Below are 13,270 nucleotides of genomic sequence, written 5' to 3' on the forward strand. Positions count from 1 at the left end.
CCTGGCCCGACGTGACTCCACCGAATCGAATCAACCTGCCAACTCTCTGTCTCCGTCTGGGAGCGTTTCTTTGCTTCGCCGGTTGGACCTGGGTTCATTATTACTGGGAGGGCCCCTACGGCGTGCTGCTGTGGCACGACGCGACCTTCGAATTCGCCACGTGTATGGGGCTGACGTGGGAAGAGTTTGTTGGTGACGGGTTCAACGATGGCTTCGTGCAGCAATGGATCGCCAAACTCTGGTGGCTCTACCTCGCCTGCACTCTCTTGACGATTACGGTCCGCCAAAAGTCGTGGCTTCAGATGGTCGGTTTAGTTCTGGGCAGCGGCCTGCTGGTCGTGCTCAGCTACGCCGCTTACGTCGCCTCGCAAAACCAGCTGCCGATGTTCATCGAACACGGCGGGCAGATGCTCAGCCCAATTCTGCTTGTCATGGCGTTGGCTCTCGGCGCCCGACACCGCGCGACGGTGATCACCGCGATCGTCGCCGTCATCCTGACCTTCGCGGGGCACGGCAGTTATGCACTCGGGCTGTGGCCGACGCCCGGGAACTTCTATGCCATGACGACGCTGATCCTCGGCGTCGAATATCCCACCGCTCAAACGATGCTGCGAATCGCAGGAGTCCTCGATTTTGTCGTCTGCATCGGGATCTGCATTCCCTACCTGCGACGCCCGGCCGCGTTGTACGCCAGCCTCTGGGGATTTTTGACAGCCATCGCCCGGCCAGTTGCCGGTATGTCGTGGGGACTCAACTACTGGGGCGCCGACCAATACCTGCACGAAGCGGTGCTGCGAGCCCCTCACTGCTTGATCCCACTGTATCTGTTTTTATTGTGGCGGCAACCACCTTCGACGGACAATTTGGATAAACTAGAGCCGACTGACTCCGAACTAATGGGAAACGAATGAAGCCGCAAAACTACAACCATCTTGGTCTCTACAAATCACTTGCTCTCGGTTGTCTGGCGATGCTCTTCGCCGCCACGCCGCTGCTGGCTCAGCCCGGTACGAAGAAAAAGCCTAGACGCAATCTGTTGGCGATTCCCGAGGTGGAGCGTAGCGAAGTCATCTGTTTCGCGCTCTACACCGTTCACGACAACACGCTTAAGTTGACAGCCCAGTTGTATCCGTTGGAATCGAGCGACGACCGAACCGTTCGTCTGGAAATCGAAAAGGATGGCAAGTGGGTCGAAGTCGCCAAAACCAAGGTGATCGAAACGGGCTGGACGGCGCCGTTCCGCGTCGAGAACTGGGATGACGCACAACAACGCAAGTATCGTGTGATGCATGGTCTCAAAGCGAGCTACGAAGGGATCATCCGCAAGAACCCCGTCGACAAAGATGAGATCGTCGTGGCTGGCTTTACCGGCAATTCGATCCAACCGGCTCACGGCGGCGACATCTCTCGCCAAGACCTGATCGACAACGTGAATCGAATCGACGCCGACGTCTTGTTCTTCTCCGGCGATCAAGTCTACGACCACAACCGTCACTACGCCGCGTGGTTGAAGTTTGGCCGCGATTTTGGCGAGATCATCAAAGACCGACCGACCCTTTGTCTGCCCGACGATCACGATGTGGGGCAGCCGAACTTGTGGGGCGAAAACGGCAAGATCTCGACGCTCAGCGGCAATGCCGACGGTGGCTATCGCCAACCGGGAGTCTATGTGCAGGAAGTCGAACGAGCTCAGACCAGCCATCTTCCCGATCCTGTCCATCCGCGGAAGATCGGGCAAGGAATCGGTGTCTATTACACCAACTTGAACTGGGGCGGCATCGACTTCGCGATCCTCGAAGACCGCAAATTTAAGTCGGGCCCCGCGGGCCGAGTTCCTAAGCAGGGACCGCGCCCCGACCACATTCGCAATCCGGAATACGACCCGGCCAGTGTCGACGTCGACGGCGCGGTTCTACTTGGCCAGCAGCAACTCGATTTCCTCGACGCTTGGGCCGCCGACTGGCATCAGGCGAAGATGAAAGTCGCCCTTTCGCAAACGATCTTCTGCGGCGGAGCTCACATTCACGGCGCCGCCAACGGCCGACTGCATGCCGACATGGACTCCAACGGCTGGCCACAAACCGGCCGCAACAAGGCCCTGAAATCGCTCCGCAAAGCGTTTGCCTTCCACTACGCCGGCGACCAACACTTGGCGACGCTCTTCCATCATGGCGTCGATGAATACCGCGACGCCGTCTGGTCGTTCTGCGTGCCCTCGATCGCCAATCTGTATCTGCGTTGGTGGGAGCCGTTGGAACCTGGCGCGAACCGCGAACCGGGTAGCCCCGAATACACGGGCGACCAACTGGATGGCTTCGGCAACAAGGTTACCAACTACGCCGCCGCCAATCCGGAAAAGATGCCCGCCGGCAATCTGCTGAACACCCGCGCCGCCGGCTTCGGCATCGTCCGCCTGAACACAAAGACCCGCGAGATAACGATGGAGTGTTGGCCGCGGAACGTCGACGTCACCGATCCGTCGGCCAAACAGTATCCCGGCTGGCCGCGGACGATCTCGCAATTCGACAACTACAATCCACCCTCTTGGGGGCAGCTGGGTGAGTTGACGTTTGACGTCGATTCACCGGTCGTCCAGTTGGTCGATTCCGCTAACGGCGAGATCCTCTATACCGTTCGCGTCAGCGGAAAACGCTTTGCTCCCGGGGCTCCGAAAGGCAAAACCTTCCACGTCAAAGTTGGCAAAGACAGCCCCGACACGGTCGTGATCAAAGACGCCAATGTCGGCAGCCCCGCCCAATCGGTCCAGGTGAAATAGCGCGGGTGCCGCGGCACCGACGACATTGTAAATGGCCGAGTCCTCTGCGACGCAAGGGACTCGGCGCCAGTGGCCTACGGTTTGAAGGCTTGTTTAAAACGTCATGTCCGGCGATAGCTTGAGGAGACGGACTGATAGCAGCTCTGCGATCGCTGACGTTTTAACGCGAAACGCTGCTTTGTCCTGCTGAAGTCCCGCACGATGGCGCGGCATCGTCCTGGAAGGCCAGGTCGGTCGAACAGACGCCGGTCGATGGGAGTTCCAGGTGGACGTCGCGAGCCGCCTCGAGATCGCCCGCAAGTTCGGCGACGATCGAACGGACTTGTTCGTAACCTGTCATCATTAAAAAGGTCGGCGCACGCCCGTAGCTTTTCATCCCCGCCACGTAAAATCCGCTTTCGGGGTGCCGCAGTTCAGCCGCTCCATGAGGCGGCACCGATCCACAGCTGTGGCGGTTTGGATCGATCAAAGGTCCTAGGGTTCGGGTCGCTTCGGTCGCTGGATCCAGGTCCAGTCGCAGTTCCCGCAGCATGGCCAAGTTCGGTCGCGACCCCGCCGAGACAATGATCTCGTCGACAACCACCTGCGGATTCCCCTGCAGGTCGCTGATTTCGAGACCGTCGCCATGTTGCTTGACCGCTCCGATCGATAGCCCTGTCAAAAGGGAGACGCTGCCGTCGTCGACCGCTTGTTTTACGCGAGTCCCCAGAGCACCACGCTCCGCGATTTCATCGGCACTCCCGCCTCCCCAAAGTTTGGCCGGGTTGCTGCGACGGACAGCCCAGGCGACCAACGTTGACGGCGACGCTTTTGCCAGCTCGACGAGACTCAAAACGTTACCCGTCGCCGAGTGTCCCGAACCGACAACGAGGACGCGTTTGCCGGCGTAGCGGTCGCGGTCGCGGCACAGAATGTCGGGCATCCCGTAGCGGATGTTGGCTTGGAACTGCTGCTCGCCGTCGGCCGGAATGCCACCCGCTCCCATTGGGTTCGGATCGCTCAGAGTTCCCGAAGCGTCGATCACCGCGCGTGCATAGAACCGCTGCGGGCCTGTCGGTGTTTCGGTAACGATCATAAAACCGGCTGCATCGCGACGGCCGTCCTTCATCCGATCGTGTCCCTCACGCGACACCGAGACGACTTTGTGATCCAGTCGAATGTGAGGCGCAATGTCCGAGTGTGCGGCCAGCGGATCGAGAAACGTTTCGACAAATTCTGCCGCGTAGGGAACGTAAGCTCCCTCTGGCTGCTGCCAGTTCGATTCCGACTCCAGCAGCCTTTGGCCCGCGGGGTCGATCAGGTAGGACCACGGCGTGAACAACCGGACGTGGCCCCAAGACCGAATGCCGGCGGCGACCTTTGATCCCGCTTCAAGAATAATAAAGTCTTGCCCTCGTTCGACGAGATTTGCCGCAGCGGCGAGCCCAACGGGTCCGCTGCCGATGATGGCGACGGGAAGCGAGTTCTGGGACTCCGCCTGCGGCGCAGGCTTCGGCAGCGGAGCGATGTTTGAAATCGTTGTCGGTTCGGCTGGACTAGGAGTCCCGCAACAACTAGCTGCCGGTTTCTCGTCGGCTGTCGAGCAGCTGTCACCGGTCAAACCGATAGGAGCCGAACCACAGCAGCCCCCGCCGCCGGGGACTACATCCTCGGAAGCTGTGTGGGATGTTGACGGAGGATAAAGACTCTCCTTGGCGAGGATGAAGTCGCGGCGAGAAGGTTGATGCTGATTCATGATGTGCCCTTCGATGATGTGGGTTGAATTCGATGGAGTCGATACAGCAAGCCACCAAACGACGTTAGCTTTACACACGCTTAACAGTGGTTCGCAACAGCGGTTTCCATTGCGACCGTTGCCATCGATAGCTGGTAGCACGATTCGAACTCCGGACACTTCCGACACGCGTCCCATTGCTTGATATCGGTTTCGATATGCGGCTTGCTCTGAATCATTCCGTGCGACTCGTCGGTCCGAATCGAAAAAACTTTACCCATCGGATCTCCCGAGCCAACCCGGCGTGGGAAGATCTTTCCAAAACAGGTTTTATGTTCCGTCTCGTTCATAGCTCACCCTCCAAGCTTGTCTGTGGTTGCATTACGATTGCTTCATTCATTTCGTTTCCCGTTCCGCCAGCAAACCAGCCCTTGGTCTTCAGGCAGAATTTCACTAACGCCAACATCAACGGCACTTCGATCAACACGCCGACAACAGTTGCCAATGCCGCACCGGATGACAATCCGTACAGCATCGTCGCCGTTGCAATCGCGACTTCGAAGTGGTTCGAGGCGCCGATCATTGCGGTCGGTGCCGCGGTTTCGTAGTTGAATCCCAATCCCTTCGAGATCCCGTATCCGAGTGCGAAGATCAGGACCGTTTGTAGGGTCAGCGGAATCGCGATCCAAAGGATTGTCAGCGGGTTCGCGACGATCGTCTCCCCTTTGAAGGAGAACAACAGAACCAGCGTCGCCAACAGCGCCGTGGTCGTGACGGGAGTCAGGTATCGCAAGAACCGATCTCGGAACCACGCTTCTCCCTTCGTCGCGAATAACCACTTCCGCGTAAAGTATCCGGACACCAACGGCAGGGCGACGTAGATCGCGATCGACAACAACAACGCCTTCCACGGGACCGGCAACTGGCCAACTCCCAACAGGAAACCGCCCAGCAGTCCGTACAGCACCAGCATCGTCAACGAATTGATCGCCACCATAATCAACGTGTGGCCGTCGTTACCTTTGGCCAGATATCCCCACACCAAGACCATCGCCGTGCAGGGTGCGATCCCCAACAGGATGCATCCGGCGAGATAGCTGCGCCACAGCGGCACCTGCAGCATCTTCACCCCATCGACGAGGACAACTTCTCCCGCACCATAGGTCGCACCGACTTCGACGTCCGCGCCCAACGGAGCTTTGACATAATCGACCGCATCGGGCCCGATCAGCCCCAGGAAAACGGTCCCCAAGAAAAAGCTAGCGATCGCGTACATCGTGAACGGTTTGATTGCCCAGTTGATCAACAGTGTCAATCCGACGGGCCGGATCGCCTTGCCGGCGCGAACGACTTCGCCAAAGTCGATCTTGACCATGATCGGGAACATCATGAAGAACAGGCAGATTGCGATCGGTATCGAGACGACCGGGGCATCTCCGGAATAGATCGCCATCGCGTCGAGCGACTTCGCCAACCCCGGGGCAACCTTTCCCAACACGATCCCCGCGACGATGCACAGTCCAACCCAGACCGTGAGGTAGCGTTCAAAGAACCCGATCCCGCCACCGGAATTCGGCGCGTCGTTTCCGGGGCAACTCGATGTTTCGTCCATTTGCTCTTCTCGCTTCGTGTTCCGCTAAACAGTGCATCGCCGATAAACGATTGCGATGTTCAAAAAAAGGGAGAGATGGTCCGCTACACTCTGTCCGCGGCGCGACAAAACCGTCGCCACCTTCACTCTACTCCGCTTATCGGCGATAGACGATAAAGACTACAGTCTTTTCCCGCGGAAGTCAAACGGCACCCTCCGCCGCACCAAATACCAGCACGAGACGCAAGCGAGTGGACGAGTAAGTAGCACCGAACCACTCGCTTGCGCGTCGTGCTAGTATGGGCGCTCAGATGTGATAGCCCACGCGAACCAATACCTGCACGACGCGCAAGCGAGTGATACCGAACCACGAGTTCGCACATCGTGCAAGAAGGTCGCCTTTCGCTCCGCGAAAGTGCGTTACGCACTCATCGCTCTTTCGCGGAGCGAAAGGCGACCAACAAGCCTCCGCGGCAAAGCCAATACAAGCACGAAGCGCAAGCGAGTGAACGAGTAAGTGTCATCGAATCACTCGCTTGCGCTTCGTGCTAGTATGCCAACGCGACACTCTTCCCAAAAAAATCTGATCCCCTTTGGTCGAGCGCGCAAGCAATCGCTTCGAGCCCGCAAAACACAACGTCCCGGGACTCCAGATCCCGCTCGGCCGTCACCTGCCAAACTCCGCTGGCAACCGCTTTTCCGAAATTCCGCTGAATCTCCTATATGCGCGCGGACGAATACAGCATTAGTATTCGCTTAGGCGGATATGCTTTGTGAAGCCGCTGCCCCAACGCTATCCCGCTCTGTTCCTACAGAGGGGATTCCGTTTCCCCAACCGAAGGATTGTCTGATGAAACGCACAAAATCGCACGTTCGAACGCTCGCCGCTTTGACTCTCGCCGCCTGCTCACTGGCCGGAACAACTCCGGTTACGGCTCAGCAAACGACGTCGACCGTCTTCGCTGGCCCCGCCGACGCGGCGTTGCAAAACGCGTCCCGCGACGGGAAGTATCTGTTTGTCTATTTCTGGAAACAGGATGACCAACAGACTCAGTCGATGCAGGGCGTGTTCGATCAAGCGACCGGCGCGATGGCGAATGTCGCCAATGCGATCCGCGTGAACATCACCGATCCTACCAACGCATCGATCGTCGAAAAGTTCGGCGTCAGTCGCGCTCCGATGCCACTCTCGCTGGCGATCGCTCCCAACGGCGCCGTCACCCAAGGGCTGCCGGTATCGTTCAACGAAAATCAGTTGCGGGAAGCTGTCGTCAGCCAGGGGACGGCTGCCTGTTTAAAAGCGATGCAGGATCGCAAGTTGGTTTTGTTGTTCGTGAAGCAAAACATCGACGCTACCGCTTTCCAAGGCGCTCGTGAATTGACGCAGGACGAACGCTTCGCCGCTTCGACTCAGATCGTCAACATCGATCCGACCGACGCGTCGGAGCAGAGCTTCCTGCAGACGTTGAAGGTCGACGCCTCTGCCGGTAACGGAGTGCTGGTTGTCATGACGCCTGCGGGACAGCCGGTCGCGACGATTGCTGAAAACGCGACTAAAGATCAGATCATCCAACGCTTGACCGCTGCCAGTACATCTTGTTGCCCCGACGGAAAGTGCGCTCCCGGCCAGCAATGTTGCCCCGGCGGCAACTGCGCTCCCGCCAAGAAGTAGTCGTCTCGATCTGTCCACACCACACCAAGTCATCGATTCAGAGTCAGGAGACCAACTGCATGAACCTCAAAAAACTAGTCTGGCGAGAGCTCTTTGAGCGGAAGAGCCAGATGATCACGATCTTTGTCGGCATTCTGTTGGGCATCACCACCGTGATCGCCATCAAGAACATCACCTACTATTCCGAGATGGCTGTTGCGCGGGAGATGGACAGCTTGGGTGCCAACATCTTGGTGCTTCCCAAGTCGGTTACGCTGCAGGATTACTACTCAGCCGATATACACAACGAGACGATTCCTGAGGAATACGCCCTGCGGCTGACGATGTCGAATCTCGCCGGCGTCGACAACCTGTCGCCTAAATTGTGCGTGCCTGTCGACTTGGAAGGGCGTCAGTTCACGCTGACCGGAATCCTGCCCAAGAGTGAATTCCAGGCCAAAGCGGCTTGGGGTGGCGCCGGGATCTTCTCGCGCCCAATCGGTTGTGGAGCGATCGACGTCGGCGTCGCCGCTGAGCCGGAGGACAAGAAAACGCTCGTTCGCAATCGCGTAATCGACGATCTGGCGACCGATGAAGCGTTGGTCGGCGCGGATACCGCGTCGGTCCTGGGGATCGAAGAAGGCCAAACGCTCGACCTGATGGGCAAACAGTTCTCCGTCGTTGCGGTGTTGCCCGAAACGGGAACCGTCGACGATTCGCGGATCTTCGCTCATCTGCACACGGTGCAAGAGATGGCGGACAAAGAGGCGGTGGTCAGCTGTATCGAGATCGTCGGCTGCTGCAAAGAGATCTCGGCCGGACTTGTCGACAACGTCAACAAGTTGCTCCCCGAGGCGAAGGTTGTCACGGTGACTCAGGTCGTTGCGACGCAGACCAAAGTCAACGGCATGATGGAGCAGTTGTCGATGATCTTTGTTGCCATCATCGTGGTTATCGGTGGGGCGGGGATCGCAAACTTCATGTTCGCTAACGTCTACGAACGCCGTCGCGAGATCGGCACGCTGATGTCGCTGGGGGCGGAGTCGCATTTGATCCTGCGGATCTTTTTGCTCAAGGCGTTGTTGTTGGGATTTGCCGGTGGCGTGGGCGGATTTCTGATCGGCACTGCTCTGGCCGTCACGCTCGGGCCACGCTTGGCCAACGTTCCCGTGCTACCGATGCCGGTCCTGGCGTTGTGGGCGATCGGAATCTCCGTCGGCACGACTCTACTGGCCAGCTACTTTCCCGCTCGCAATGCGGCTCGTCTCGATCCCGTCACATCCTTTCAGGAGGTTTAAACCATGTTGTCGATGGAAAATGTAACGAAGACTTACGAGATGCACGGCCAGAGCGTGGTCGCCTTGGACGATGCGACGCTGGAGATTCCCGAGGGAGATTTTGTCTCGTTGATCGGGCCCAGCGGCAGTGGCAAAAGCTCGCTGTTGGTGATGCTCGGCGGGATGCTCTCGCCGACCTCCGGCCGCGTGTTGTTGAACGGCCAATCGATGTACGACCTCAATGCCGACGGCCGCGCTCGGATGCGAAAGGCGAACATCGGGTTTGTGTTTCAGACGTTTAACTTGATTCCGTATCTATCGGCCATGGAGAATGTCCAAATTCCGCTCTACCTTTCGGGAACCGCTGAATCCGACCACGACGATCGGGCGGCGGAGCTGTTGGAGCGGGTTGGTTTGGGGGACCGCTTGCATCACAAACCGACCGAACTGAGCGTGGGGCAACAGCAGCGCGTCGCCTTGGCGCGGATGTTGGCAAACGACCCGGCGGTGATCCTAGCGGACGAGCCGACGGGGAACTTGGATCCCGAGACGAGCGAGCAGGTGATCGGCTACTTCGAAGAGTTCAATCGCGAAGGGCGGACGATCGTGATGGTGACGCACAACCCCGCGGCGGCTGAGCGAGCGAAGCGTGTCTTGAAGCTTCGCAACGGCAAGATCGTCGACGACCGCGCGTCGCTGCAAACCGTTGGTGCCGCGTAGATCTGTCAACTACTAGGTTGAACCAGTCGCGTACCCCCCGTTACAATGCTGCGACAAAATGCATCATGGCGATCGGGATACGCGACTGCCGTCCAATCATTCGGAAAGGCCATTGGGCTATGAGTACCACGACCGACCAACAGCTTCTGACCGACATGTCGACAGTTCCGCTGGCGGCGATCGGCGACCAGATCAACACGGTCTTTCGGGCGTTTGCCGACAGCACGCGGCTGCGAATTTTGCATCTGTTGGTCGACGACGAGATCTGCGTGGGGAACCTCGTCGAGATCCTGCAATTGCCTCAACCAACCGTCTCGCGACACCTGGCCTATCTGCGAAAAGCGAACCTGGTCGACGTCCGCAAAGATGGACTGTGGTCCCATTATTCGCTTGCTCCTGCCCAATCTTGTTTCCAGCAAAAGCTGTACGACTGCCTCGGGGACTGTTTCAACGACGTCCCGGAACTGCAGCAAGACACGCTCCGCGCAAAACAGCTAAAAGAAGAAGGCGGCTGCTGCGAATAGCGCGTGCATCGCAAATACGAGCACGAAGCGCAAGCAAGTGATTCCAGAACCACTCGCTTGCGCTTCGTGCTAGTATGGATAGGTCCCCAACCATGGTCGCCTTTCGCTCCGCGAAAGTGCGTTCCGACTCTGCGTTCTTTCGCTCCGCGAAAGTGCATCGCCCCCTGCGAGACATCTCCATCCCTTCCCTATAACCTCTCGCAAATCGAGCGTCACGCGACGTATCAGCAAATCTTTTTCCTGTGGAATGCCCCACGTCGGTCAGCGGCCTGTGGTATTGGTATTACCATGGCACCAACAATACCACCTCACGAGTCTGCGATGCTGAACAACGAGCCAATGATCGGAATTTGGTGGGACCATGCAGGGCGGCTGGCAGTCTTCGCCGAACCGGTCAATCCTTCCCAAGCGGTTTGCGGGATCTGCGACAGCGACTTCGCACACGACGCCTGTTGGCATGAAGCAGCAAAACAGCTTTCGCTTTCCACAACCCGCGAATATTTCGACGTCCCACGAGGCCGAGTGATGTGGCACGCGAAAAATTCTCGAAGCGTCATTCTGCATGGCAACGGAACGACGCCAGATCGGCTGGAATCCATCGCTTCCAAGTTTCAGCTATCGAACTGGCGTGCTGAAACGGACCTGCATTACATGGTCGGCAACTCAATCGATAAATTTTTCGAGTAGGTGTCGATTCAAGGTGGTGTCAACCATTGAATGTTTAGAATGGTTTTCATTATCGGGCCACCTCGAGAGATTGAAGGCATCATTGACGCCGTGCGAATGCACGGTGTTGGTTAATTCCAATCACTCTCCAGGACAATAGCGTGTCGCGACACGCTCGCGACTTTCCTGGCGTTTCATCGGTACGACTCTATCCTGCCACGACTCGCCGTGGGCGACTCGCTCGTCGAACCAGGTCCAATCGTCGTCGAGCATCGGTGGATGTTTGCTGAGGAATATCCAGTCGCATTCCTGGGCGGTCATCATCGCCGCTTCGATCGTTTGCCCGAAATAGGCATCTTCCCCGGCGATCTCGACCCAAATCCCCGCTCGATCCGCAACCCACTTCATCCGTACCTCACCGATTTTGTGAACGTATTCGGGAAGCACTGTGGTTTGGATCGCTTGTTTTAAGCTTGCTCGATCTCGTTCGCTAAGCATCGGTTTCCCCATCGACTTCATTCGCACACTCTTACGTATTCGCTGACAAACGGAACGGATACGGTCATCGATTACGCGTAAATCGGAGTCTTCACGTTGTATTAACAACTCCGGTATTTTTCGATTTGGGACGGGACGTCGATGATCGAATTGGGCATCCGCGGGGACATCCAATTGCAGATCGCCGCGTTGCGCGCCAAGAACTCCGCTTCCGATTTCCACGGGACCATTAGAAAGTCGACGTGAGCCTGCCAAACGGTGCGAATGAACGCATCGGGACAGTCGCGGAATGCCGCCATGAAGACCGTATGGAAATTGGCGAGCACAACGCTCGGAAGGTTCAGCCGAGCATTCCATTGCATGGCCCAAGCCCTTTCTTCATGCAACTCGCTGAAGTTGTGGTTCTCATGAATCCAGCGGGCGACGAAGTCGATCTCCGATAGCGTCATCGGATCGTCCACTGTGAAAAAGTCTCGGTAATGATCAACAGCTTCGGATTGACGCGACATGGCCGACTCGCGGATGTTCATCGGAATGAGGATGCGATAGTTCAGCGGCAAACGGTAGCTGGCGGTTTCTTTGTCGAAGTACCATGGCACTCCGGCATACGTCAAAACTTGCAGGTCGCGTGCGACGGTTCGCGTCGAACAACCGATCACGCGAGCGATTGCTTTGACGTCGTAGTTCTTGCCCGAATGAATCAAGCCTAGCAAACGCAAAACGCGAGCGAGTCGATCGGCTTGCTGCACGCGTCGGTCGCGGTCGGGACGTGTTTTGATTTCCAACGGATCGAAGGGCTTCGGTTTGTCGTTCATTGAAGGTCTCCATCTTGGGCGGTTCCACTTTGCTCCACCGACCAGGTCGTTCCGGTGGCGGGCTCCAGCGCGGTTAGCCGACCGCCGAATCCACATCCGGTATCGATACAGATGAGATGACGATAGTTTCTGACGATCCGATTTGGCGTGTGCCCCACGACGACCAACTTGCCGCTGACGTGCGGCGGCGGCACTGCGCCATCGATCGAGGTCCAACGCAACAGGCTCGACGGCTGGTCTTTCATCGCTAAATACGGGTCATAACAAGCATGGGTGAAGACACAGGTTTGCGTCTCGTAGAACGCCAAGCAGCGGCTCAAGAATTCCCAATGGCTGTCCGGGACGAGGGAGAGCTTCGCCGAGATGATCGACGGTTGGGGGCGATAGGAATCGAGCGTTTGTTGCCCGCCCGCATGGCGAAACCGATCCAACGCGTAACGATCGAATCGCGCGTCGAGCATCATTTCATCATGATTCCCAAGGACGGGGACCAGATGGCAAGAACTGTCGAGTTCGATCAACGCTTCGATCACGCCGCGCGCATCGGGACCGCGGTTGACGTAATCGCCCAACGGCACGATCGTGTCGCCACGTCTGGGCCGTATTTCGGCGATCAACCGCCGCAGCGCGTCGGCGTGCCCATGGATGTCGCCAATCGCAATCGTGCGACCACCGTCTGTGTCAATGCTTGTCTTCGTCAGTTTTCTTGCTCCTAGGTCGGTGTGGAGCAAACGTGAAATTACGTTTGCCTACCTCTAATACCCGAAACAAGCGCAGCAATGCGCTGGCCGCCGCCCCCATAATGGCCTCCTGATGACCTAAGTCGTTTCAGCTGCGGGAGATAAAAAAATCCATTTTGTCAGCTCCCAACTCGCGGAATGACAAACATGGGTCCGTGACAAAGTGGCGTCTGAATACGTCGCGACAAGATCCCCCTTCGGCGAAGCCGTCGGGAAATGAGGCATTCGTAAGCATCGCGACCGCCTGCGTTCGCGCCCTCGGTCGTCGCTTCCTTCGAATCCCGCTGTTACATTGACG

General features: G+C 57.7%; 13 protein-coding genes. 7 read left to right on the forward strand and 6 right to left on the reverse strand.

Translation table 11 applies throughout. The annotated features are described in order from the left end of the window. Positions 1-11 precede the first annotated feature (11 nt). The gene (locus tag EC9_RS10880; protein WP_145344997.1) at positions 12-911 is read left to right on the forward strand and encodes a hypothetical protein; all 900 of its coding nucleotides are present in this window, start codon (positions 12-14) and stop codon (positions 909-911) included. Further along, positions 908-2,776: a hypothetical protein gene (locus EC9_RS10885; RefSeq protein ID WP_145345001.1), complete on the forward strand. Its 1,869-nt coding sequence runs from the start codon at positions 908-910 to the stop codon at positions 2,774-2,776. Before EC9_RS10880 ends, EC9_RS10885 begins: the two co-directional genes overlap by 4 nt. Positions 2,777-2,936: 160 nt before the next feature. Here EC9_RS10885 and EC9_RS10890 read toward each other — a convergent pair whose 3' ends face one another. The 3 genes from EC9_RS10890 to arsB form a co-directional block, all read right to left on the reverse strand. Beyond that, positions 2,937-4,511 (reverse strand): FAD-dependent oxidoreductase, encoded by a 1,575-nt coding sequence (locus EC9_RS10890; RefSeq protein ID WP_246106069.1) that lies wholly within the window; start codon positions 4,509-4,511, stop codon positions 2,937-2,939. Between the two features lie 80 nt (positions 4,512-4,591). After that, positions 4,592-4,840: a hypothetical protein gene (locus EC9_RS10895; protein ID WP_145121715.1), complete on the reverse strand. Its 249-nt coding sequence runs from the start codon at positions 4,838-4,840 to the stop codon at positions 4,592-4,594. Continuing rightward, positions 4,837-6,102: an ACR3 family arsenite efflux transporter gene (gene arsB / locus EC9_RS10900; protein WP_145345007.1), complete on the reverse strand. Its 1,266-nt coding sequence runs from the start codon at positions 6,100-6,102 to the stop codon at positions 4,837-4,839. Before arsB ends, EC9_RS10895 begins: the two co-directional genes overlap by 4 nt. 829 nt (positions 6,103-6,931) lie before the next feature. On the opposite strand from arsB, the gene EC9_RS10905 reads away from it, so the two are divergent. The 5 genes from EC9_RS10905 (at position 6,932) to EC9_RS10925 (ending at position 10,940) form a co-directional block, all read left to right on the forward strand. Further along, entirely contained in the window at positions 6,932-7,753 is an 822-nt protein-coding gene (locus tag EC9_RS10905; protein ID WP_145345010.1) for a hypothetical protein, read from the forward strand. A 59-nt stretch (positions 7,754-7,812) separates the two neighbouring features. Beyond that, positions 7,813-9,030 carry an ABC transporter permease gene (locus tag EC9_RS10910; protein WP_145289373.1) on the forward strand — a complete coding sequence of 406 codons (1,218 nt, stop codon included), beginning with the start codon at positions 7,813-7,815 and terminating at the stop codon, positions 9,028-9,030. A 3-nt stretch (positions 9,031-9,033) separates the two neighbouring features. Then, positions 9,034-9,729, forward strand: a complete 696-nt coding sequence (locus EC9_RS10915; protein WP_145345013.1) for an ABC transporter ATP-binding protein — start codon at positions 9,034-9,036, stop codon at positions 9,727-9,729. Positions 9,730-9,848: 119 nt separating this feature from the next. Beyond that, positions 9,849-10,253: an ArsR/SmtB family transcription factor gene (locus EC9_RS10920; protein WP_246106070.1), complete on the forward strand. Its 405-nt coding sequence runs from the start codon at positions 9,849-9,851 to the stop codon at positions 10,251-10,253. A 321-nt stretch (positions 10,254-10,574) separates the two neighbouring features. Further along, on the forward strand, positions 10,575-10,940 hold the full coding sequence (locus tag EC9_RS10925; RefSeq protein ID WP_145345016.1) for a hypothetical protein: 366 nt from the start codon (positions 10,575-10,577) through the stop codon (positions 10,938-10,940). Positions 10,941-11,060: 120 nt separating this feature from the next. On the opposite strand, the gene EC9_RS10930 is transcribed toward EC9_RS10925, so the two are convergent. From EC9_RS10930 to EC9_RS10940, 3 genes are all read right to left on the reverse strand, one after another. Beyond that, on the reverse strand, positions 11,061-11,417 hold the full coding sequence (locus tag EC9_RS10930) for a hypothetical protein (protein WP_145345019.1): 357 nt from the start codon (positions 11,415-11,417) through the stop codon (positions 11,061-11,063). 101 nt (positions 11,418-11,518) lie between these two features. Beyond that, entirely contained in the window at positions 11,519-12,232 is a 714-nt protein-coding gene (locus EC9_RS10935; protein WP_145345022.1) for a hypothetical protein, read from the reverse strand. Next, positions 12,229-12,963 carry a metallophosphoesterase family protein gene (locus EC9_RS10940; RefSeq protein WP_218934725.1) on the reverse strand — a complete coding sequence of 245 codons (735 nt, stop codon included), beginning with the start codon at positions 12,961-12,963 and terminating at the stop codon, positions 12,229-12,231. The genes EC9_RS10935 and EC9_RS10940 overlap by 4 nt, the downstream gene beginning before the upstream one ends. Positions 12,964-13,270: the final 307 nt, after the last annotated feature.

Source organism: Rosistilla ulvae, assembly GCF_007741475.1.
Taxonomy (GTDB): Bacteria; Planctomycetota; Planctomycetia; order Pirellulales; family Pirellulaceae; genus Rosistilla; species Rosistilla ulvae.

Excerpts from the sequence above, each read along its gene's own strand:
- EC9_RS10885 (WP_145345001.1), top strand. The coding sequence starts at position 908 with ATGAAGCCGCAAAACTACAACCATCTTGGTCTCTACAAATCACTTGCT.
- EC9_RS10890 (WP_246106069.1), bottom strand. The coding sequence starts at position 4,511 with ATGAATCAGCATCAACCTTCTCGCCGCGACTTCATCCTCGCCAAGGAG.
- EC9_RS10895 (WP_145121715.1), bottom strand. The coding sequence starts at position 4,840 with ATGAACGAGACGGAACATAAAACCTGTTTTGGAAAGATCTTCCCACGC.
- arsB (WP_145345007.1), bottom strand. The coding sequence starts at position 6,102 with ATGGACGAAACATCGAGTTGCCCCGGAAACGACGCGCCGAATTCCGGT.
- EC9_RS10905 (WP_145345010.1), top strand. The coding sequence starts at position 6,932 with ATGAAACGCACAAAATCGCACGTTCGAACGCTCGCCGCTTTGACTCTC.
- EC9_RS10910 (WP_145289373.1), top strand. The coding sequence starts at position 7,813 with ATGAACCTCAAAAAACTAGTCTGGCGAGAGCTCTTTGAGCGGAAGAGC.
- EC9_RS10915 (WP_145345013.1), top strand. The coding sequence starts at position 9,034 with ATGTTGTCGATGGAAAATGTAACGAAGACTTACGAGATGCACGGCCAG.
- EC9_RS10920 (WP_246106070.1), top strand. The coding sequence starts at position 9,849 with ATGAGTACCACGACCGACCAACAGCTTCTGACCGACATGTCGACAGTT.
- EC9_RS10925 (WP_145345016.1), top strand. The coding sequence starts at position 10,575 with ATGCTGAACAACGAGCCAATGATCGGAATTTGGTGGGACCATGCAGGG.
- EC9_RS10930 (WP_145345019.1), bottom strand. The coding sequence starts at position 11,417 with ATGCTTAGCGAACGAGATCGAGCAAGCTTAAAACAAGCGATCCAAACC.
- EC9_RS10935 (WP_145345022.1), bottom strand. The coding sequence starts at position 12,232 with ATGAACGACAAACCGAAGCCCTTCGATCCGTTGGAAATCAAAACACGT.